The organism is Calothrix sp. CBUCES-K 9914 (assembly GCF_059640475.1).
The window spans coordinates 1-21,131 of record NZ_JBXXZH010000169.1; the positions used below are offsets into that span (position 1 = coordinate 1).

The 21,131-nt window shown below is 38.9% G+C and carries 24 protein-coding genes; 19 read left to right on the forward strand and 5 right to left on the reverse strand.

The window, feature by feature from the left end; genetic code table 11:
- Window positions 1-329 precede the first annotated feature (329 nt).
- Together AC2JBO_RS29700 and AC2JBO_RS29705 are read right to left on the reverse strand one after the other, a co-directional pair.
- On the reverse strand, window positions 330-575 hold the full coding sequence (locus AC2JBO_RS29700; protein ID WP_496957230.1) for a hypothetical protein: 246 nt from the start codon (window positions 573-575) through the stop codon (window positions 330-332).
- Between the two features lie 545 nt (window positions 576-1,120).
- Window positions 1,121-2,011: a DNA phosphorothioation-associated putative methyltransferase gene (locus AC2JBO_RS29705; RefSeq protein WP_496957231.1), complete on the reverse strand. Its 891-nt coding sequence runs from the start codon at window positions 2,009-2,011 to the stop codon at window positions 1,121-1,123.
- A 469-nt stretch (window positions 2,012-2,480) separates the two neighbouring features.
- Between AC2JBO_RS29705 and AC2JBO_RS29710 the strand changes: the two genes are divergently transcribed.
- Window positions 2,481-2,678: a hypothetical protein gene (locus AC2JBO_RS29710; protein WP_496957232.1), complete on the forward strand. Its 198-nt coding sequence runs from the start codon at window positions 2,481-2,483 to the stop codon at window positions 2,676-2,678.
- A 113-nt stretch (window positions 2,679-2,791) separates the two neighbouring features.
- Here AC2JBO_RS29710 and AC2JBO_RS29715 read toward each other — a convergent pair whose 3' ends face one another.
- On the reverse strand, window positions 2,792-3,097 hold the full coding sequence (locus AC2JBO_RS29715) for a hypothetical protein (RefSeq protein ID WP_496957233.1): 306 nt from the start codon (window positions 3,095-3,097) through the stop codon (window positions 2,792-2,794).
- A 576-nt stretch (window positions 3,098-3,673) separates the two neighbouring features.
- On the opposite strand from AC2JBO_RS29715, the gene AC2JBO_RS29720 reads away from it, so the two are divergent.
- From AC2JBO_RS29720 to AC2JBO_RS29795, 16 genes are all read left to right on the forward strand, one after another.
- Window positions 3,674-4,135, forward strand: a complete 462-nt coding sequence (locus tag AC2JBO_RS29720; RefSeq protein ID WP_496957234.1) for a hypothetical protein — start codon at window positions 3,674-3,676, stop codon at window positions 4,133-4,135.
- Window positions 4,136-4,287: 152 nt separating this feature from the next.
- Window positions 4,288-5,340, forward strand: coding sequence for a hypothetical protein (locus tag AC2JBO_RS29725; protein ID WP_496957235.1), 1,053 nt, complete (start codon window positions 4,288-4,290; stop codon window positions 5,338-5,340).
- Between the two features lie 23 nt (window positions 5,341-5,363).
- A complete protein-coding gene (locus tag AC2JBO_RS29730; RefSeq protein WP_496957236.1) occupies window positions 5,364-5,981 on the forward strand; it encodes a hypothetical protein in 618 nt (205 codons plus the stop codon).
- A gap of 139 nt (window positions 5,982-6,120) precedes the next feature.
- Window positions 6,121-6,288 (forward strand): hypothetical protein, encoded by a 168-nt coding sequence (locus AC2JBO_RS29735; RefSeq protein ID WP_496957237.1) that lies wholly within the window; start codon window positions 6,121-6,123, stop codon window positions 6,286-6,288.
- Window positions 6,289-6,291: 3 nt separating this feature from the next.
- Window positions 6,292-6,423, forward strand: coding sequence for a hypothetical protein (locus AC2JBO_RS29740; RefSeq protein WP_496957238.1), 132 nt, complete (start codon window positions 6,292-6,294; stop codon window positions 6,421-6,423).
- A 36-nt stretch (window positions 6,424-6,459) separates the two neighbouring features.
- Window positions 6,460-7,116, forward strand: a complete 657-nt coding sequence (locus AC2JBO_RS29745; RefSeq protein WP_496957239.1) for a hypothetical protein — start codon at window positions 6,460-6,462, stop codon at window positions 7,114-7,116.
- A 73-nt stretch (window positions 7,117-7,189) separates the two neighbouring features.
- A complete protein-coding gene (locus tag AC2JBO_RS29750) occupies window positions 7,190-7,762 on the forward strand; it encodes a hypothetical protein (RefSeq protein WP_496957240.1) in 573 nt (190 codons plus the stop codon).
- Window positions 7,759-9,168 (forward strand): ATP-binding protein, encoded by a 1,410-nt coding sequence (locus AC2JBO_RS29755; protein ID WP_496957241.1) that lies wholly within the window; start codon window positions 7,759-7,761, stop codon window positions 9,166-9,168. The genes AC2JBO_RS29750 and AC2JBO_RS29755 overlap by 4 nt, the downstream gene beginning before the upstream one ends.
- A gap of 30 nt (window positions 9,169-9,198) precedes the next feature.
- Window positions 9,199-9,510 carry a hypothetical protein gene (locus AC2JBO_RS29760; RefSeq protein ID WP_496957242.1) on the forward strand — a complete coding sequence of 104 codons (312 nt, stop codon included), beginning with the start codon at window positions 9,199-9,201 and terminating at the stop codon, window positions 9,508-9,510.
- Between the two features lie 15 nt (window positions 9,511-9,525).
- On the forward strand, window positions 9,526-9,987 hold the full coding sequence (locus AC2JBO_RS29765) for a GIY-YIG nuclease family protein (protein ID WP_496957243.1): 462 nt from the start codon (window positions 9,526-9,528) through the stop codon (window positions 9,985-9,987).
- Between the two features lie 17 nt (window positions 9,988-10,004).
- On the forward strand, window positions 10,005-10,646 hold the full coding sequence (locus tag AC2JBO_RS29770; protein ID WP_496957244.1) for a hypothetical protein: 642 nt from the start codon (window positions 10,005-10,007) through the stop codon (window positions 10,644-10,646).
- Window positions 10,647-10,711: 65 nt separating this feature from the next.
- Window positions 10,712-10,918, forward strand: a complete 207-nt coding sequence (locus tag AC2JBO_RS29775) for a hypothetical protein (protein WP_496957245.1) — start codon at window positions 10,712-10,714, stop codon at window positions 10,916-10,918.
- A 378-nt stretch (window positions 10,919-11,296) separates the two neighbouring features.
- Window positions 11,297-13,654, forward strand: a complete 2,358-nt coding sequence (locus AC2JBO_RS29780) for a pentapeptide repeat-containing protein (protein ID WP_496957246.1) — start codon at window positions 11,297-11,299, stop codon at window positions 13,652-13,654.
- A gap of 39 nt (window positions 13,655-13,693) precedes the next feature.
- Window positions 13,694-13,945 carry a hypothetical protein gene (locus AC2JBO_RS29785; protein WP_496957247.1) on the forward strand — a complete coding sequence of 84 codons (252 nt, stop codon included), beginning with the start codon at window positions 13,694-13,696 and terminating at the stop codon, window positions 13,943-13,945.
- A 166-nt stretch (window positions 13,946-14,111) separates the two neighbouring features.
- On the forward strand, window positions 14,112-16,430 hold the full coding sequence (locus tag AC2JBO_RS29790; RefSeq protein WP_496957248.1) for a pentapeptide repeat-containing protein: 2,319 nt from the start codon (window positions 14,112-14,114) through the stop codon (window positions 16,428-16,430).
- Between the two features lie 144 nt (window positions 16,431-16,574).
- Complete coding sequence (locus AC2JBO_RS29795; RefSeq protein WP_496957249.1) at window positions 16,575-17,231, forward strand: hypothetical protein; 657 nt, start codon at window positions 16,575-16,577, stop codon at window positions 17,229-17,231.
- A 62-nt stretch (window positions 17,232-17,293) separates the two neighbouring features.
- Here AC2JBO_RS29795 and AC2JBO_RS29800 read toward each other — a convergent pair whose 3' ends face one another.
- Complete coding sequence (locus AC2JBO_RS29800; protein ID WP_496957250.1) at window positions 17,294-17,749, reverse strand: hypothetical protein; 456 nt, start codon at window positions 17,747-17,749, stop codon at window positions 17,294-17,296.
- 359 nt (window positions 17,750-18,108) lie between these two features.
- Here AC2JBO_RS29800 and AC2JBO_RS29805 point away from each other — a divergent pair, with 359 nt between their 5' ends.
- Window positions 18,109-18,696, forward strand: a complete 588-nt coding sequence (locus tag AC2JBO_RS29805) for a class I SAM-dependent methyltransferase (RefSeq protein WP_496957251.1) — start codon at window positions 18,109-18,111, stop codon at window positions 18,694-18,696.
- An 8-nt stretch (window positions 18,697-18,704) separates the two neighbouring features.
- Window positions 18,705-18,929, forward strand: coding sequence for a hypothetical protein (locus AC2JBO_RS29810; protein ID WP_496957252.1), 225 nt, complete (start codon window positions 18,705-18,707; stop codon window positions 18,927-18,929).
- A gap of 72 nt (window positions 18,930-19,001) precedes the next feature.
- Here the strand turns inward: AC2JBO_RS29810 and AC2JBO_RS29815 are convergent, their stop codons facing one another.
- Window positions 19,002-19,988 (reverse strand): tyrosine-type recombinase/integrase, encoded by a 987-nt coding sequence (locus AC2JBO_RS29815; RefSeq protein WP_496957253.1) that lies wholly within the window; start codon window positions 19,986-19,988, stop codon window positions 19,002-19,004.
- Between the last annotated feature and the right edge of the window lie 1,143 nt (window positions 19,989-21,131).

Consider the following 21,131-nt stretch of genomic DNA (forward strand, 5'->3'; position numbering starts at 1 on the left):
AATCGCAGAATACCTTTTTTTAAAAAAACAGAATTTAACCTACACTGATATAAAAAACGTGCGGATAACAGGTACTGAAATTTATTATTAGTAGTGAATAGTCAAGGCGCCAACTGAAACAAAGTGTTTTTTTAAAGGTGGTTGTTGGCACCTGTAGTATTTGCGAAGGCTTTTTAATTATGTGCTTTGCAGGCGCCCAAAGAGACAGATTTTTTCTAGTAATAAATATGAAAGTACTATTATGATGTGCCTAAGTAAAACTATATGTAGAATGTCTTCCTCATAAAAAAATTAGAGAAATTTGGAATTACCCAAATCTCTCTAATTTTTTACGCTACAAACTCACCTCTACATTCTTCAACAATATCTTTTTCTAAATATTCCTCCATTACATCTAATCCACAATATCTCAATTTCCCAACTCGAAAATAACAATCATACGCAGGACCCCAAATAACTACACAAACTTCAACAAGTCCGTTATCGTCAAAAACATCAACGTATACGACTTTACCGTTAACTGTTATGTTGCTTAATTTACGAAAATGTAATTCTAAAGTCTCAACATCAAACATCTGAAAAACTCCTTTTTTAAACTAAATTCTTCTCAGACAGCCTATCCGCCGCATATGTTCCTTTAAATGTCAAGGGTATAGCGTTTCTTACCGAGTTATAATTACTTAGGGAATACGGTTTTTAGTAGAATTTCTTAGTGAGGAGGCACGACGAACTTAGAAATTCTTTAAAAAGCCTATTACCTTAGTAATTGTTAGAGGTTTAGAAACTCTCCCTTGACGTTTAAAGGTGTGTGCTACAATTGAGAAGGCTGAGAGAAGACCAGAACGTGAAATATTGGAACTAGAAGTTTATAGTCAATCGCGAATAACGTCATCAAACACATGTCATCAAATGCCGTAAAGGTTTTTTTTGGTTGATCCCACCTCAATAGGCCGTTTTTCAATACAATTGCGATAGCTGAATTTTAAGATATTTTTGTAAAGCAATAATACTTAGCATAAAAGTTTTTAAATGTTATATAGTTATCAATAAAAATATACAATCACTGAATATTGTAGAAAGCATATATAAAAAACTATATGCGCTTTTAAAAGCAGGCAGATTAATTGTAGATTTTAATATTTTCAGTATTCAAAAAGTCAAATTTACGGATACCAATGAATTCATTTAAAAACGTTTGTTCGATACAATGAAATTTTAATTGGGCTATTTGGTTACGGCGCCGCAGTGCTTCAATACAAAGTTGCATTTGTTCAGAGTCTTTTCCACCACGTATATGAATAACTTTGACAAGCTGACCGTTTTTATTCGGCAGAGAACGAGTTTTTGATAAAAGGCGATAATGCCTAATCCGACCGGAAAATTCTCCACTGTCTATAAAATCGGCGCCTGCAAAAGGTTTAAAGTCGTTACAATATCCTTTGATAATACAATCCATCGGTGGTATCCATCCGGATGATGTAATTGCGATAGCACGATGAATTACTTCGTCATGATGGAGTGTAGTAAATTGTTTCCCCTTACGGTCAACTACAAACTTGTCCTTAGCTAGTTTTACAGCTTCATATCCTAGAGTACTTTCAATATAAGCTTTTAGTTCAACATGGTTAAAAAACTTGGTGAATGTTCCCAAGGATGTAACTTCCCCGTTATGAAGTCCTCTTCCTCTAACATTTGCGGATATAATCAAACGTTTCTTAGTTAAACTCCAAGCAGTTAGTAAAGCTTGGCACCGTTCGTGAACATCTTCTATAACATTGAGAATGTAATTCATTGTCACTACATCCGCAGCTTCTGTGTTTCCTGGGAAGTAGTAAGGGTCCCATCCCGTCGAGTTATAACCCATTGTTTGTAAGCGTTCGACATCTCCACCTCGACCGCAGCCGTAATCAAGGTGTGATTCCTCTTTTTGTAAAAGACCTAGTTTGATAACAAGTTTTGCTGTTGCGGATAAGTGGTTACGATAAGGCGCGGATAAATGTGAATTGTTCACAGCAGTATTAAACTTAACAATTAATCAGGTTATTCAATCGGCGCCTGTTTTGTCCCCCTTGGAAATACGTATTGCTGCTTATTTGTTTGCGATAGCTCCTTTCAATTCAATCAATAGTTTTTTTGCGAAGCCTCTTTTAGTTTAAATTCTTAAATTGTGATAGCTGATTTTTTTAATACCAATAACCTGTAAGGCGGTTGGCGGGGGCGGGGGCGGGAACCCAAATAAATACTTTGCGAAGCTTTCTTTTTCTTTCAAAGCGAAGGCGCCAACGAGGAATTTATAACAAACGTGAATAACATAGGCACCCACTCAATACTAACTAACTCGAACAACATAGGCGCCACTGAACACTAACTAACACCGAATAACATAGGCGCCACTGAACACTAATTAACTCGAATAACATAGGCGCCCACTAAATACTAACTAACACCGAACAACATCAACGTCACTAAGTACTATAACCGTGAACAACATCAACGTCACTGAACACTTGGGACATAGCGTTGCTGAAGCGGAGCGAAGCTACGCGGTCTACTGCTTCTTAGAAGCAACTAGTGCTAACGAAGCGAGCGGAGCGAAGCGTAGTTTGCACGGCACTGACAAGCAGAACGTGAATAACTATTATTACTTTTTCGCTCAAGCTGGAGTAAGGCGCCGCTAACAGCCCAACCATAAAGACCTGAATATTGGCGCCACACATAACCCAACTATAGAAATAAAGATAGGCGCCACAAATAATGTAACGACAAAAATTAGATAGGCGCCTATATATAGTTAACCTTCATCACCAGGTTTATAAGTTACCCCAATATCTGACGGCGCCAGATGAGCAGCTTTTCCAGTGAGAATATCAAACCATAGTTCTTCTGCACTAACACCCCGTTTTTTGGCTAAATACTCGATTCGCTCTTTGATCTTCGCTTCCTCTTCTTGAAGCTTTGCACAAAGCAAGCTTTGACCGTGTTGTACCTTATTTTTCTTATTAAGCCAGCTGTCAACTATAAGTAAATCGTCGAAATACTCCCCTAAAACGGGAATCTGGAGTCTCTCATCTTTACGGGGCATTGTTGTATAAGCCATACGTTTACTGCTCGTTCTATATTGTTTCAAACTTGTCCCGTCTTGGGAACACCGACAACCTTCTTTACAAATCTTAAACTAAACTTTTAGAATAAATTGAGTACATATCACCCCAGTATTGGGGTAGACTAACAATGTACAATTAAAAAGCGGTTGCACACAGGTATCCAATCTTCGTGCAACCGCCTTATTAACCTCACCCTAAAGCAAGGCAACTTAACCATCATGAACAAATTTCTAGTATCTGACAAGTGCATTTATACAGGCGCTGTCTCTCACTTGGGTTATATGCGCTCTCTCAGTGCAAACGGGTGTAGAGGACGCTAAATCGGCGCCTGTAGCAATTTAAGTGCATCGTCACCCCCTAGTGACAGCAAATTACACAAGCTCTAACTGGGAGGGGTTTTAACAGTTGCATCACTTACAACCAAAGCAACTCTACCTAAAAACGATTGAGTTAGGCGCCATATCATACTGCGCGCTAAAAATACAACTCCAGTTCTGGAAATACTACCGGGTATGAGTTGTGCGTACTGGGGTGTGCGTATTAAAAGTCGTGCATCTAGGAGACATAAAGTGTTAGATAAAATCGGCGACAAGCACGCGAAAGCGTACTTTGAGGTTCACTACGAAACCATAGTTAGTGATAGAACATGGTATCGAATCAAACGAATGATTCGTGATGCAGGGCTAGAAATAAATCGTGACAATCTTCAATTTATAGCTGAACTAAAGAAGAGAAACGAAAACACAAAGATGTCTCTAGCCCAAACTCTTTACTGTTACCAACAAGCGCAAGAAATAGCAAAATCGCACGTAACAGTCAAAGGAGATGCAGCTTACCAAGAGTTACAAAGACTCAGTGGTTACAAAGCTCACCGTACAACGATTATTCGCTGGTTCCAATCAGGAGTATCCAAGGTTGAAGGTAAATACTTTGACCGTCAGCGAGTCTATAAAGCGGATGAATTAGTAATGGTGTTCGCCTTTGCTTTTATGTACAAGACGAAAAAAGCTGTCAAGAAGGTAAGTAAATAATGCGTAGTTAGATCGAAAACATTCGTATTGAACTCAAAAAACAAGGGTACACACCGACAACGGAGCAAATCAAACGAGCGATAAATGCTATCTGTCCACATGACAAAAACATCCTGCAACACAAATCAAAGATTGTTACTGAGGTTTTAAAAATGGTTATAGAAGGTAATCAGTCAAATGCAACAGATATAGTCTATCAACCGAACTTAATATCTGAACCAGAACTTAGAGAAGATACGACAGGCGCCAATATAAACGCGCGTCACATCGACTATGCGAACATTGAATCTGTACTATTGGCAGGAGTTAAAGAATTAAGCGCTGATTTGAGCAAGGAGGATATCAACGAGGTTATACAATTAGCTCACCTACTATCAAGCAATTTAAAGAATAGTACAGACATCATAAACTCGCTCATTACCGCTTACTTATACAGGCACCATACGGTGTTATGCGAAGCGTTGAGAGACCAGGAGCGAGAGCGCGCGCTTCATAACAATGAAATGCTCAAATGGATCAAAAAACAAGAAGCTTGTCTTCAGAGAGTTGAACATAAACAGGACGACGTATCAGAACTGTGTATGGGACTAGAAAAAACAGTTATTAATCTTAAAGATGCAAGCAATGAGATTAAACAAACTATTGACTCTCAAAAAGTACCTAACAATGTTGAGGCGCCGCAAAGCTTTAATAACAGTACATTGACATGCTTTGATATCCTTTCTAATTTTAATCCCAGAAATTTAGATATCAGGTCTTTACCGTCAGTTCAATTAAAAGAGCGCGCGTTACTACCAGATATAAGCGGGGTTTACTTCGTGTACAGCGTCGATATCTTATGTATAGGTAAAACTCACAACCTGCGGAAGCGCTGGGTTTCTCCTGAGCGAACACAACAGTTAGAAGCATTGGGAGATGTAACAATATCCTACCTAGCTGTACCCAGAATATTACTGTCCTATATAGAGGATGTGTCAATCGAGTATTTCAGACCACTACTCAACAACACCGAAATTGACAAGTTAGAAGAAGTCAAATTTGAGATTAACCAAAATCTCCAAGAGTTAATAAACCCTGCGTATATAACTCAGATACGTCATAACTACCCAAGTTTTCAAGGTAACGATGTTGAATTTATTCAGTGGTTACTAACTTCTGTTGCTGTCGGCGCCATTAATATCCAACCGAACGGCGCCACATTTTAACCCTACAAGTGAGGTAAATACAAATGCGTAATCATATCGAGAACGTCCGTAAGGAAGTAAAGAAGCAGGGATATACACCGACATCCCAACAAATTAGACAAGCAATAAATACTATTTGCCCAAAGGGAAAAGATATCTTAAAGTACAAAGATGCTATCGTTGCCGAGGTTATTAGAATACTGACTACTGGTAGCATTGTTACTTCTTCAAATGTGGCGCCAACCGAACCAGCACATCCTTATGTGCAGGCGCCCATAACAGAGCCATCTGAAATCATTATCAGCACTGAGGATAAATACAACCTAGTTACAACACAAGCGGTAGCATTAGGTTTTAATCTTACTGAACAAGAAGCTGTATCCATCGCTGACTCTGTAGATAATGTGTTCAAGGACTATTCAGGTTTCCTTCAAACTGTAACTACTGCAATAAAAAGTTACTTTGACCATCAATTTGACGCCATCGAGGAATCATTAGAAATCAGTACCAAAGAACTACAAAGCCATATTGCTGATAGATCAACCAGGTTGAATAACAAGTTCGCCAGCGTATCCAATGATTTAAAAACGGACTTGGGAGGTGTCCGTCAAAGTATTAAAAGCGCGCGCTCTGCAATACTCGAACGGTTCGCACTTAAATAAGTACTTGGTAATTGTGTTATTCCTGGCACCAATATTTATCCAGTTATTAGTAAATTGCAAACCGTTAACTAATAATCAATGGCGCCAGCGTTTAGTTAATTCAGGGAATATTTGTTACTTGAAATGTAAGGATTAAGTTGTGAGGCAGTCATACGAAATTAAATATGAGCAAGCAGAGACTAATCAAGTTAGAACAGTTTATCAAACGGGTAACAATAAACAGGAAGCTACAGAGAAAGCCCAAGAATGGATAGATGATAGGAAGGGAGGAGGACAAATAATTTCTGTTAAAGGTAAGGAGGGTTAAGTTATGGAAGTAGATGAGTCTGTAAAAATTTATTCCGTTATCCAAATCGAATGGCTTGATAGTGGAATGTGGGATTTTCGTATAGAGAAAGGTGTAATAGAAGGCGCCGCTTTTACAGGCAATTATGAAGTGTGAATATATCGATACTTGGCAATATTAGGAGAAAAAACAATGAAAGCATCAAAATATGTTCGTGACCATGTAAGTACTTATGGTAAGAATGTCAAACAAGCTACCGATAAAAAATTCGGTATCAATAATTCGTTAATCATCCGCGCGGTTAATGGTGATGAAGAAGCTCTTAAACAAATAGGAGACTTAGGTAAAACAGGTCAGCGTCTAGCAATAGCAATGCCAACTATTAGAGATAACCTCAAAGCTTATATAGAGGGAACAACCGAGTATAACCAAGCATTGGCGGATATTTACAAGAGTGGTGGAAAAGGCGCCGCTGCTATAGATAAATCTGGAGGAGAGTTAGCGCTAGAAGATACTCGTTACACCAACTTAATTGAGGAATACAAAACTAAGTTAGGCGCCCAGTTAGAAGCTGAGTATCAGAGGCATGACGACAGTCTCGATGTAATAGAACTTCAAGCTTGGGTCGATGCAGCAATGAAGACTGTTGACGCGCGCGCGAACTTGGAATCTATTTCTAATAAGCCATTCTTAGCTCAGATGCGTGAAGATGAAAAATTTGAAGAACAGAAGATTAAACACATGTTGGAACATGGTTCTGATAGTGACCTTAGCTTAATTCCCAAGAAGGAATATAGTACAAATCCTCTTGTTAAATTCTGGAATGACGTTCGCGAGATTTTTAGATAGGAGCAAATTAAATACCCCCAGTACAATTTATACAATTCTGGGGGTTAGCAAATAATTCAAAGGTATCAATGTTGTGGCGCCTGATTTCAATGAAGAGGATAATAATGATTCTAACTATCCGGTAGTAGAAGACACAGCTTTTACTAAAGACGAAATCGAAGCTATCAAAGCTTATAAAGACAATCTCAGCAAGAAATTAAATAAAAACAGTAGCGTCCTGAAAGGGTTAGAAACGAGCTTCTGGGGTGTCACCTCATATAGCATCGCGCGCTTTTTAATTCTGACTAGCGGTACTCAAGGTATAGCGTTAGCAATAGCAGCATGTTTTCTGATTAATCAAATTACAAATAGAGATTTATTAGATGTATCTATTGAAAAAAGGGAGGGACAATTAGAAGTTAGCGGTATGGGTAAACTAATCAAATTTGCGTTCTCAACATTAGTTAGTGCTTTCATTATTTGGTCTGCTTTAGGAAACTTTCTAAATGTGGCTGAAAATTCTAAACGTACTTACGACCAATTACAAAACACAGTGGAAGAGTTTAACAAGTTACCAGATAATCAACAAAACACTATTTTAATTATTGGTGGATTAATTGGATTAGCTGGCATTTATGTAATTATTGATACTATGAAAAAAAGATGAAACCTTACTCAGGACTTGTAGTCTTAGGCGCCACTATTTCATTATCGAGTGTATTCTACCTGAGTCAATCACCTAGACCATATGACCTGGTAGGAATCAAGTTCTGTCCTCAAACAGCAAACTTACCACCTAGATATGGGAAAGATTTTAGTAAGCGCGCGCAGGAAAAGTTAAATCGTCGATACTGTGACTACGAGCATAAACTACTTAAAGAAATATGGGTGACTAAACAATTCGAGGCGCCGAAACCCCTCCCAGAGTCATCACTGCGATTTAGAGATATCCCAGCTATTAAATCTAATGTGTGGTGGTTACTACTGGCACCTATCTCTTCCGGTCTTGCTTATCTAAGTTGGGCTAAAAAATCAGAACTAGATGAAAAGAACGCACACGAAGAATTAGAAGCTTACAAAACTTGTATTAAATTGAGTACTGTTTCATCCCAGAACGAAAGGGAATTTAAATCCTTACAAACTACGCGCGCGTGGGACAAACAGAAAGTTAAACAAGGTTTTATCCCAGTAGAAGCTATTCAAGACCGCGCGCAAAGACAAACAGAGCTGCAAGACAAAACCCATGCAGCAGCATTAAAACAATTCGATGAGGCAACTTCAAAAATGGACAAGACTATTGCTGAAAACCTACGAGATAAACATAAAGCTGACAAGGAATCTCAGAAAATATTAGGCGCCAAACATACAGAAGAGGATGAAATGATTATTACTAAATTTGAATTAACTGAACAGTTCCACTGGATATATAAGCTGTTAAAACTTCCCTTCCGGGTACTTTCAGGAGAACAAGGAAGTGGTAAAAGTACCCTGGAACGTTTAATGATTAGGTTACTAAAAGACGACGGTTATCATATCGTTGTTATTAACCCAGAAACAAATCCAAGCGTATGGGAAGGTGTACAGGTACTTGCTGACGCGGAATCAATCAACGATTTTATAGGCGCCTTCACTGAGGATATTAGAGGGCGCCAGCAAATTGCGAGGGATTTAAGGATTGATGAAGATGATTATCTAAGTCACATCGCGGATAAATCAGGGTTGGAGGGTAAAGTCGCTATTTTCCTTATGGAGAGCAATACCTACGAAATACATGGTGTTGACCCAGAGCTATGGGCAGCTTTTCTTAAACAATCCCTCACCAATATTAGAAAGTGGGGTTATACAGTCTGCTTAACTGCCCATTCGGATAACCAAACGAGTATATCTAGCAAGCTTGCAGGATTCTCTAAAATGATTGACTCGGCGCCGCGCGTTGATTGTATTGCGGTAGCAGATGCGAAAACTGGTGAAGCTACATCTTCAGGTAAAGCACTTTTGAAAATGAAGGGTATTAGGGATGAAAACCCTGTGCAGGTTGACTTATATAACTATCCAAAAAGTAAGAAATTCTAGGATTAATAACAATTAACTGTCTTTTGTATTATGACTAAACAACGCAAACAGTTCCAATCGATTATTACGATGATATTGGTTTTGAGTTATCAATTACCAACAGTAGCTCAAATACCTCAAATGCCTGAAATTACCATAAATCCACCCACACCAATCTTTACATTTAAGGAAACTAACACCACAGTTAAGAAAAGCAGAAAACGAAGCAGAAATAGATTACTTAGAATACCTTTCACTAACTATGCTTACCCAACTGTCAAAATAAACAACGAAACTTACGTCATTTTTGAGGACGGTATTCGCTCTAATTGCTCTAGTTGTTCTCGTTCTCGCTCTCGATAACTATTAGGAGTCAACATGTTACGTAAGCTTAAAAAATCCGGCGCCAAAGCTAAGAAACTAAGGCCAGGAACTATATATTTCATACATGCTCAAGGAAGCAACCGTTACAAGATTGGTTTAACTACCCGTCCATTTCTCGCGCGCTTAAAGCAATTAAACAGTACTCAAAGTGCGTATCCACTGGTGAAGGTAAAAACAATATTGGTACGAGATGTAAATACAGCAGAGAAGTTATTACATAGTCAGTTTGCAACTTACAGGCGCCACGGGGAATGGTTTGAATTCAATAATCGACAAGTTAAACAAGTGTGTCGTGCTATGTCCCAGATAGCAAGGACTAATAAAAATTACGTATTTAAACTCAACCACCTAATAGTAGTACTTGCGACGATGGTCTTAGCTAGTTTTACCTTGACTCGTTGTAATACGTCAAAATCGGCGCCTACAACTACACATCAACAAACCTTAACTCGTTAATGGGAGCATCTACCAATATGGACACCAAAGAAGACTTTGTATTTCTACTAGAACACGTAGCAGAGAGATTTAACCCTTATCAGGAAGGGGAATATCTCGTAGTCCAGACTCGAAATGGCTGGCGCCTGCATCCATTACACAGAGGCTTTGACTACGCTTTCTCTAAATCGAAATGTGATATGGAAAATATGGGCAGTGACTACAATCACTACAGTGTAAGAATTGTTCATCAAGGAAAGCTGTACCGCGTAGACCGGGATGGCGCCCCTACAGAACCATCTAAGGAACAAGATTGGAAGATACACGAGGATTACTACAACGCGCGCTACGTTGAAGATTTAGATTGTGAGATAGAAGTTTGTAAATGTAGTTACCCAGTGTTCTGGAACTACAGTACTCGCATTAACTTAGACAAGGAAGCTGTTCAAGTATGGCGCCCTATTACCTGTCTTATAGAAGATAACGGTAGGGAAATAGATAGTTGTCCGAATTGCGGCGCCAGTTTAATTGAGGAAGAAGACGACTATGAAGAAGAAGATTATTCTTCGCTACCTGACACATGTGTAGGTTGTAAATATTACAGCGACAATTTCATCATGGCTTGTGCCGTACACCCCTATGGGCCAGTTGAGGATATATGTCCGGACTACTCAATGTAATAAGGCTCCGTTCCTTACATATCAGTATTGGGAAAAATAATTGAGTAAAAACAAACACAGCTATTATGTTTAAACACCTCATTAAAAAACAAACTCCCGAACAAACCATCATTGAATTGGAACAAAAAATCTCAGAACTAACAGCAGTGTTACAAGTTTATGCAAATCAAGATAACTGGGGCGAAACATCGGCTTGGGGAACAAATTGCAAAAATAGGTGGTTGGGTGAAGGTGATGGCGCCGACGTAGCTCGCAACATCTTATCAAAATGAAGTTCTTAAGTACTACTTTAAACAGGCGCCTTATCCCAGGTGCTTTTTTATGCATTCTAAAAGTTATTACCAGGCGCCAATCCTAGTTAATGCAATTTAACTAATTAGTTCCCGCGCGCTTGATAATTATTTTGGTTTTAAATTGGCACCGTAATTAATGTAAATTTAATAACGTATGCATTCAAGGTGTATTAAGGTAAGTATAAATATAACTTGTGGACTGTTATGTATAAATACTCTCTAGGAATGAAAATAATATAACTCCATAAATGCATAAGTTAGCTTTATTTCCTCCTATAGAAACATAGGTTTGTACATTTAGAATTTTGTACAGATAAATGGCTGTAATCTTTATTACCATACAAACAGGCACCTGTTATGTACAAAGACTACTCCGGTCAAAATCTACGTGGTCGCTCTTTTAAAGGTCAGAACTTAGAAGGTGCCGATTTTAGTCGCGCGGATATTCGCAGTACAGATTTTACAGGAGCTTATTTAAAAGGAGCTAATTTTAGGGGCGCTAAAGCAGGTTTGCAGAAGCGTTGGGTAATGTTACTTTTAGGGATTTCGTGGTTGCTAGCAGGAATATGTGGATTTCTTTCAGCTTCTGCTGGTCTTATGTTGGATTTAAGGTTTTTAATATATTTGGAAAATCAAGTAGCTGCTTGGGTTTTTTTAATTGTAATTATAGCTCTAATTGCAATCATAATTCGCCAAGGCATTAATCCTACCAAAGCCGCAGCTTTTACCTTAGCTGGAGTTGGAGCTTTCGCTGGAGTTGGAGCCGTTGCTTTGCTCTTCGGCAATTTCATAAATGGAGTTTTTGCAATTGGAGCCTTTACCATCGCCTCCAGTGTTACCTTCGTCTTTGCTGGAGCTTTCGCTGGAGCCGTCCCAATAACCATAAGAGTTGTCGTTTCTGGAGCTTTCACCTTCGCCTGTGTTGGCGCCTTTACTGGAGTCTCTACCATAGTAGCCAGCACCACATACTTAGCAAAAGCTTTCACCATCGGTTTAGCCTTTACTGGAGTTGGAGCCTTATTACTTTTTTTACCAAGTGTCTATATTGTGCGTCAAGCAATAAAAGGTTCGGAAAAATACGCAACCCTTCGCAGTGCAGCTATTGCATTTGCTGCTTTTGGGGGTACAAGTTTCAGAGGCACCAATCTAACCGATACCAACTTTAATGGTGCCATCCTTAAAAGTAGTGATTTTAGAGGCGCCAATCTGACCCGTACTTGTTTTCAAGAAACTAAAAAACTTGACCGAGTTCGTGCTGGTTCAACTTACCTTGAAAAATTAAAATTAGTAAAAGTCTTAGTTACAAAACAAGGGCAGAATTCAAATTTTGACCGTCAAGACTTACGAGGTGTTAATTTTCAAGGAGTATACTTACAAGATGCTAGCTTAATTGGCGCCGATCTAAGTAAAGCCAACTTACAAGATGCTGATTTATCGAGAGCTAAATTGGTACAGACGCAATTAGATGGAACTGACTTTACAGGTGCCACTCTTACTGGAGCATACGTAGAGGACTGGAACATCACAAGTAATACCAACTTTACTGGAGTGCGATGTGAATATGTTTACATGCGACAGCCGACCTTAGATAACCCAGACCCTCATCGTAAACCAGATAATAGAGAGGAAGTTTTTGGAGACGGTGAATTTGGAGACTTTATCCAACCAATATTCAATACTCTCGACCTTTACCACAGTCAAGGAGTTGATCCCCGTGCGATAGCAATTTCATTTAAGCAGTTAGCAGAAAACAATCCCGATGCGGAATTAGAAATTGTGGCAATGGAGAAACGAGGGAGTAATAATTTTTTACTACGTACCAAAACGGTTCCTAATACCGATAAATCAGTACTAAGTGCTGAATATTTTGATACTTATAATCAAATCAAAGCTTTACCAGAACAAGATATTAAATTACTGCTAGCAGAGAAAGATAGTCAAATAAATAGATTAGAAAATATGGTAATGACGGCATTAGAACGTCCTAGTTTTTATGCAAAAACTTATAATAATCAAGGTGATACCATGCCCGAATCAAAAAGAGTTTTCAACTTCGACCAAAAAGGTGCCCAAATTGGTGGTATAGCCGACACAATTAACGCTCATCAAATTGGTGGTAACATCAACAACAACTCTCAACAACCAGAAACTGAAAAAACAGGCGCCAAAACAATCTTAATCTTAGCCGCTAATCCCAAAGGCACTTCTACGCTGAGATTAGATGAAGAAGTAAGAGAAATTGACTTAGGATTACAACGTGCGAAAAAACGAGAATTATTTAATTTAGAACAACGTTGGGCAGTACGTGTTCAAGATGTATACCAAGCATTGTTAGATTACAAACCACAAATAGTACATTTCTCAGGACACGGCGCCGGCGACGACGGTTTAATACTAGAAGACGAAACAGGAAATTTACAATTAGTCAATACGGAAGCACTAGTTAATCTATTCAAGTTATTTTCTGGTATAGAATGCATCGTCCTCAACGCCTGCTACTCCGAAGCTCAAGCAACAGCTATTGTTGAGTATGTTCCTTATGTGGTGGGGATGAATAAAGAAATAGGTGATATAGCAGCGATTAAATTTGCTACTGGGTTTTATAATGCTTTGGGCGCCGGAGAATCTGTAGAGTTTGCTTATAAACTTGGGTGTAATGTTATACAGTTAGAAGGAATACCAGAACATTTGGCGCCTGTGTTGTTAAGGAAATGATTTAAATGGGCGCCTGTAATATTACCAGGGGTTAGGATAGTGACCCGACTCTTAAAGTTGTCAGGGTTGTTTAAAATTAATGCTTATTTTAACTATATTATTGGCGCCTTATCATATTTAAAAAGAGCGCGCGCGAGTTTAGTTCTGAGCAACAAATTAATACGAGTTAAAACTATTATTCGATGTGCTGAAGTGGCGCCTGCCTTCAGGTACATGCGATCAAAACGCTGTATTCAAAAATTTCCAGCAAGAGTGGACAATTTTACTATTACAAAACAACTAGTAAGTTGATACGATAGGCACTCTTCACATTGCGGCGCCTGTTATGTATAAACACTATTCTGGGAATGAAAATGATATGACTTCATAAATGCATAAGTTAGCTTTACTTCCCCCTGTAGAAACGTAGGTTAGTAAATTTGGAATTTTTATTACCATAAAACCTGTGGCACCTGTTATGTACAAAGACTTCTCTGGTCAAAATTTACGTGGTCGCTCTTTTAAAGGTCAGAATTTACAAGGTGCCGATTTTACAGGAGCGGATATTCGTAGTGCTGATTTTACTGGCGCCAACCTCATAGGAGCTAACTTTAAGAATGCAAAAGCAGGACTGCGAAAGCGCTCTTGCACAATACTTGTCTTGGTTTCGTGCCTATTTTCAGGAATATCAGGGTTTTTCTCAGCTTATAGCGGCTTTTTAGTGGCGTCCAGATTTGACAGTAAAAGTTCAGAACATCAGATTGCTTGGGTTACTTTAATTGTACTAATTGTTTTCTTTGCAGCCATAATTCGTCAAGGAATAGGAATAAATGCATCCGTAGCCATAGCTGTAGCCATAGCCGTAGCCATAGCCGGAGCCGTAGCCGTAGCCATAGCCGGAGCCGGAGCCGCAGGCTTCGCCGGAGCCTTCGTCGGAGCCTTAGTCGTAGCCTTCGCCGGAGCCTTTGCCTTCGCCTTTGCCTTCGCCTTAGCCGGAGCCTTCGCCTTAGCTGTAGCCATAGCTGTAGCCATAGCCGGAGCCATAGCCGGAGCCATAGCCGGAGCCTTAGTCGTAGCCTTCGCCTTTGCCTTCGCCTTAGCCGGAGCCTTCGCCGTCATATTTTCTTTGCTAAGTCTCTACTTCGCGCGCCAAGCATTGAAAGGAGACGAAAAATACACCATTATTCGTACTAGTGCAATCGCATTTGCAGCATTTGGCGGTACAAGCTTTTGCAACGCTGACCTAACTGATACTAGTTTTACAGGTGCCATCCTTAAAAGTACAGATTTTCGTAAAGCTAACTTAACTCGTACTTGTTTCGGGCAAGTCAAAAACCTTGACCGCGTTCGTCCTGGTACAAGCTATCTTCAACATGCAACAGTCAGGCAAGTTTTAATTACAGGGCAGGGACAGGAAAAGAATTTTAACCGTTTTGACTTACGAGGTATAAATTTTGGTCAAGCCTATTTAACCGATGCCAGTTTTATTGCTGCCGATTTAAGTAACGCCAATTTACAAGACACCGATTTATCACGAGCCAAACTAGTACAAACACAATTAGATGGAACTGATTTTACAGGCGCCACTCTCACCGGAGCGTACATAGAAGATTGGAACATCACCAGTACTACCAACTTTACTGGTGTACGATGTGAGTATGTTTATATGCGGCAACCCACTTCATATAACCCAGACCCATACCGCAAACCAGATAATAGAGAGGAAGTATTTAGAGATGGGGAATTTGGAGACTTCATTCAACCAATATTTGATACCCTTGATTTATATCACAGCCAGGGAGTTGATCCCCGCGCGATTGCTATCTCATTCAAGCAGTTAGCAGAGAATCATTCAGATGCGGAACTGCGTATCGTAGGTATGGAAGTCAAGGGTGAAGATAAATTGTTACTTCGGGTTAAAACGGTGCCTGACATTGATAATTCGGAATTGAGTGCAGAGTATTTTGAGAATTATAATCACATTCAAAGTTTACCAGAACGAGATATTAAATTACTACTTGCAGAAAAAGATAGCAGAATTCAAAGCTTAGAAAATTTTGTAAATACAGCACTAAACACTCCGAAATTTTATGCTCAAAACTATAGAAATCAAGGCGATACTATGTCAGAAAGTTTTAACAATAATAATCAAGGCGCCACCATAGGCAACTTCGCGAACCAGCTTAATGACAACGCAAGTCAACAGTACAACACTGGAGAACAACTAGAAACTACAAAGACAGGTGCCAAAACAATCTTGATTCTAGCTGCCAATCCCAGAGGCACATCAAACCTACGATTAGACGAAGAAGTAAGAGAAATCGACCTAGGACTACAACGCGCGAGGAAGCGAGAATTATTCGACCTAAAACAACGTTGGGCAGTGCGTGTACAAGATGTGTACCAAGCACTACTTGACTACAAACCGCAAATAGTACATTTTTCAGGACACGGCGCCGGCGACGACGGTTTAATACTAGAAGACGAAACCGGAAATTTACAATTAGTCAATACAGAAGCACTAGCTAATCTATTTAAGTTATTTTCTGGTATAGAATGCATCATCCTCAACGCCTGCTACTCCGAAGCTCAAGCAACAGCTATTGTTGAATATGTTCCTTTTGTGGTTGGGATGAATAAGGCTATTGGTGATAACGCCGCGATTAAGTTTGCTACAGGGTTTTATAATGCTGTAGGCGCCGGGGAATCTATAGAGTTCGCTTATAAGCTCGGGTGTAATGTTATACAGTTAGAGGGGATTCCAGAACATTTGGTGCCTGTGTTGTTGAGGAAATAGGATGGGCACCCATTCAATTCACATACTCCCTCGCGGACAAAAAGTTTAAACAAAATTTATACCCTCAATATAAATTTAAGCGTTAACAGCTTTTAAGTAGTCTTAACCACAACATAAATTGGGACATATGGTATAAAGTAAGACATGTCATTTATTTTAAAACTTATGAAAATGCAAAAATTACTAACTAAAATTGCATTAACAACAATGGTTAGTTTGGTATGTGGAGTATCATCTGCACAACAAGTAGCATCACTCAAGCAAAATATGCCTTATTCAAAAGCAAGAAAGGTCTTAATAGCTTCGGGTTGGAAACCTGTTTTAAATCAGGAGCAAATTAATAATCCAAATAGAATAGCTCCAGTCAACTATTTTATAACAAAAAGAAAATATACGGAAATTGTAGATTGTGCTGGTTCTGGTCTTGGTCTTTGTCTTTTCCAATTTGAGAATGGTAAAGGAAAAACATTGTTTGTAACAACAGCTAATAACGGAGCAAATAAAGAAACTGTTCATAATTGGCGAATTGAACAAGCTAAAAAGCCCTCCACAAAGGTAAATATAAGCTGCGCTCCTCTGAATAACACGTCTCGTATTCTCGCCAGCCCCAATCCAAATGACATTCATCCTGACTGGAGAGGTGAAAGCTATGTTGGCACATCTTGGAGTTTTATAGCTAATAATGTTATTAAAAATGATACAGGTACATATCTAAAAGGTGATTTATATTCTCCACGAGGTGGTGTGGTAAATAAAAACGCTTTGATTATAAAGAATGAGTGGGATTGTAATCCAAACTAATATTAACTTTCAGGTTAAAGGTGTCATTGCGAGCAATTAACTATCAATAACAAATGAACTAACTAAATATTGTGGCACCCTGTAACTCGAATATCTGATGCATAAAATTGCTCGCAGAAAACATCATAGCAATCAAAGTTAAAATTACGCTCCAAGCGCATATCAAAGGAACCTAGCAACAAGCCTAACCAAACTTCAACAGGCGCCAATCCCTTCAACTGTCGTATCAAACCTGACACAGTAACTACCTGTCCTGGCGCCACATTATCTATATATATAGCAATTGCACTAACCCAAGCTTGCACATTCTCACTGTGGGTAATATCTAAAACCGACTGCCAAACAGCATCTTCACTCTTCTCTATTTCAGGAAGTGCATCAAGTAAAACCTCCTTATCGACTATTTGTACTACTGATTGATTCTCGACTTCAGGCGCCCACTCGTAAGGCTTGCGAATTGAACTGACCAATGGCTCAATAAATTCATCAAAACTGATGAACAATATATACGGCAACATATTGATGATTTTTGATGTGCGAATCTCGTAAATTGAGTGGATAACCAAAAAACCTAATTTGACGGTAACGCAAGAATGGGGTTTCAGGCACCGGATTAATAGTAGGGTGAAGACGAGTGAGGGTTTTTGGGCAATTTTTACTTACGCATAATGTGTGTTTCATAACACTAGCTCTAAAAGCTTATAAAATAAGGATTCCAGAGCTTTTATTTTAGACACAAAAACTGTATGAAATGAGTGTGTGCCCGTTTTCCACAAAGTCAACACCCTAGTTTTAAACCCCTTTTAATAGGATAAAATATAGAATGAATTGAGTGCAATGTAATTAACTAATTTTGTCAAAAATTGGAGAAAATTCAATGTGGGATGAAAGATATGGCAGTATTGAATATGCTTACGGAACAAAGCCCAATGAATTTCTTGTTTCAGTCGCATCTAAAATCCCGAAAGGCAAGGTTTTATGTTTAGCCGAAGGTGAAGGACGAAACGCAGTTTATCTTGCATCTTTAGGGTATGAAGTGGTAGCAGTTGATCAATCAAGTGCTGGTCTTGCAAAAGCGGAAAAATTGGCTCAACAACAACATGTTCAAATACAGACTATAAGGGCGAATCTTGCTGATTTTGTGATTCAACCTAAAACATGGGATGGAATTATTTCTATTTTTTGTCATCTTCCATCTGCTTTGTGGAGGCAAGTTCATCAAAAAGCAGTGGCTGGGTTGAAACAAGACGGCGTTTTGGTATTAGAAGCATACTCTCCAAACCAGTTAAAGTTTAAAACGGGTGGACCAACTAATTTGGATTTGCTAGTCTCGTTAGATGCTGTGAAAACAGAGTTTGCAAGTCTAAGCTTGGAAGTAGTGCAAGAAATAGAGCGTGATGTTACAGAAGGGATTTACCATACAGGAAGGGCATCTGTAGTCCAAGTTTTTGGAAAATCATATTGATGTCATAAATGAACGCGCGCACAGGAAAGAAAATTGGACCTTTGGAAGAAATTAAAGACACGCTTGATACTGGCGCCAGTGCATTTTATGCAAAATGGTCAGCAGATTCGAGCCAAGTATCAATAACTTACCGAGTTGACAGGCGTGTTGCAATGATGATTCGTTACCGTATTAAAAACGGACGTGCGTATCGTATCGCCAGACCAATAAAGGTTGACCAACTTAAGCAATAACTGATAAGCAAAATATTAGAACCACAAAATTACTCCCAGAAAACAACGAGCGCAATAAAAGAGGCGCCCATCTCAAATCAAATCCGCCAATATATCAGTCATTTCTTTCTGTAACTTCTGTCTATTATCGTCATATTTCATAACAGTATCAGGTTTAGCATGACGACTAAATCTTTGTGTCGCGCGGTAATTCCCGTTATTTTTATCCAACACCGTAGTAATAGAACTATGTCTTACCCGGTGAGGAGACATCTTTTTAGTAATACCTGCAGAAGAAGAAAGTTCATCAATCAGGCGCCTTATTGCTTCCCCACCCAACCGTGTACCATTGCCATTATAAGCAAGCACAGTAAATAGAGGCGCCTTCAATTTCGTGGCGCCACCATAAGCAATCAACCAATCGGTAATAGCTTCAGTTGTTTTAAAACTTAGGTCAATAATAGTTTTTTGAGTTCCTTTACCCTTACCTAATATCCTTAAAGTTTTAGCTTGAGGGTCAAAATCACCAACATTCAAACTACAAACTTCCCCTCGCCGCAGAGCATTATCCCAAAGCAACCGTAATATAGCATAGTCACGTTTACCTTTAAGGGTGGTTCTATTTATTTGAGAAATAACGCGCGCGTATTCAGAAGAAGGAATTCCAGTAGTATCTCTGTATGATTCAACCTTCTCACCTTTAATATCTTCCAAGGTGTAGAAACACACCCCCAACTTTCGCCCCATTGTTGCGAGAGATTTAATTGCACTCAGGCGCCTATTTACCGTTGCTTCTGAAAGTTTCTTTTTATTTATCAAGTGCGCTTTGTATTTAAGGACTACCCCGACAGCGTGAGATTGTTCCAGCTGTAAAAACTCTAATACTAAATTTGAATCAGGCAGGCGCCCAGTAATAAATTTAAAAAAATCTCTCAAGTCTTTCTCATACGCGCGCTTCGTATTTGGCGAACGGGTATCAGCAAGCAACTGGTCAATAACATCCGTGTCTTGGTCGATAGGAAAATTATCGACAGGCGCCAGGGTTGCAGTTTGTATAACTGTGATGCTTGAATCGGTCATAATTTCAAACGTACCTACCAAAATTATAAATCCATCAAGTGGTTTTAAATCTAAGATTTTTGTAGTTACACAAACAATTTCTTGTTGGCACCGAAGGTATTTATACTCGTTGTTCATTCGCCACTTTGTACTTACGCAAACTACAATCAAGGAGTTTTGGCGCCTGAGAATTTGCTATTCTAGCTGATAGGCACCTTGAAAAATGACGACTGCGCTTTGATAATCAACTAGTCGATTTTCCATAAAACTGTAATAATATAATAAAGTTCAACAATTTCAGGGGCTGAAACCTCTTATTTTTTGTTGTCCATTGCAGGCACCACAAAAATAAAGTTAAACAATTTGGGCAGGAAAAAGAATTAACCTATGATTTTTGAGAGCGCAGTAGCTCTAAAGTCAAATAAAAAAGTTGAACAATTATCAGATTTTTAGTATAAAAGCGCACGATAATCATACGCAGTCAGTGACGAAACAAGCAGGGTAAGCACTACACAGCCATTCTGGACGCGCTTTGTATTCTGTGGATGTACAGGGGCGCCTATGCCTTCACAGAAATTGTAGAACTTTTTTATAAACTTACGAACTTTTTTATTTATTGTTGGACTTTATTATGCCTCTACAAAAACTGTCGGTTCGCGGACTTATTGAAAAATTATTAACGGAAGAATCAGGGTTCTGGCTCATATTGTCGCGGACTAAATGAAAATTGTTTGCGGACTAAGTGAAAATTAAGGATGTACGAGCGCGGACTAATTGAAAAAAACTGTGCTTTGGTGGGGAAAAAGAGCGAAATCCAAGCCCCGCATAGGTTTGAGCAATAAAAACGATGATTATAGGCGCCCCTTAATTACGAGAGTACAAGGCATACAGAGACAGAATTTTCAAGAAGTCCGCGACAATTTTCACTTAGTGCGCGAACCGACAAAAACCCTGAAACTATTGATATATATAGGTATAATTATAGTGCGGAAAGCGCCATTATCACACTAATTCAAAGATACTATTAAACTAATTTTAGGTAGGTAAAACCAAACCAACTGATAAAGTTACTCCTTTAACCAAACCAACTGATAGAAGTACTCCTCTAGTAGGAAATTCAGGAAGCGTTCGCAGGAGGAGGAGAATATATGTCGATCCTATAAC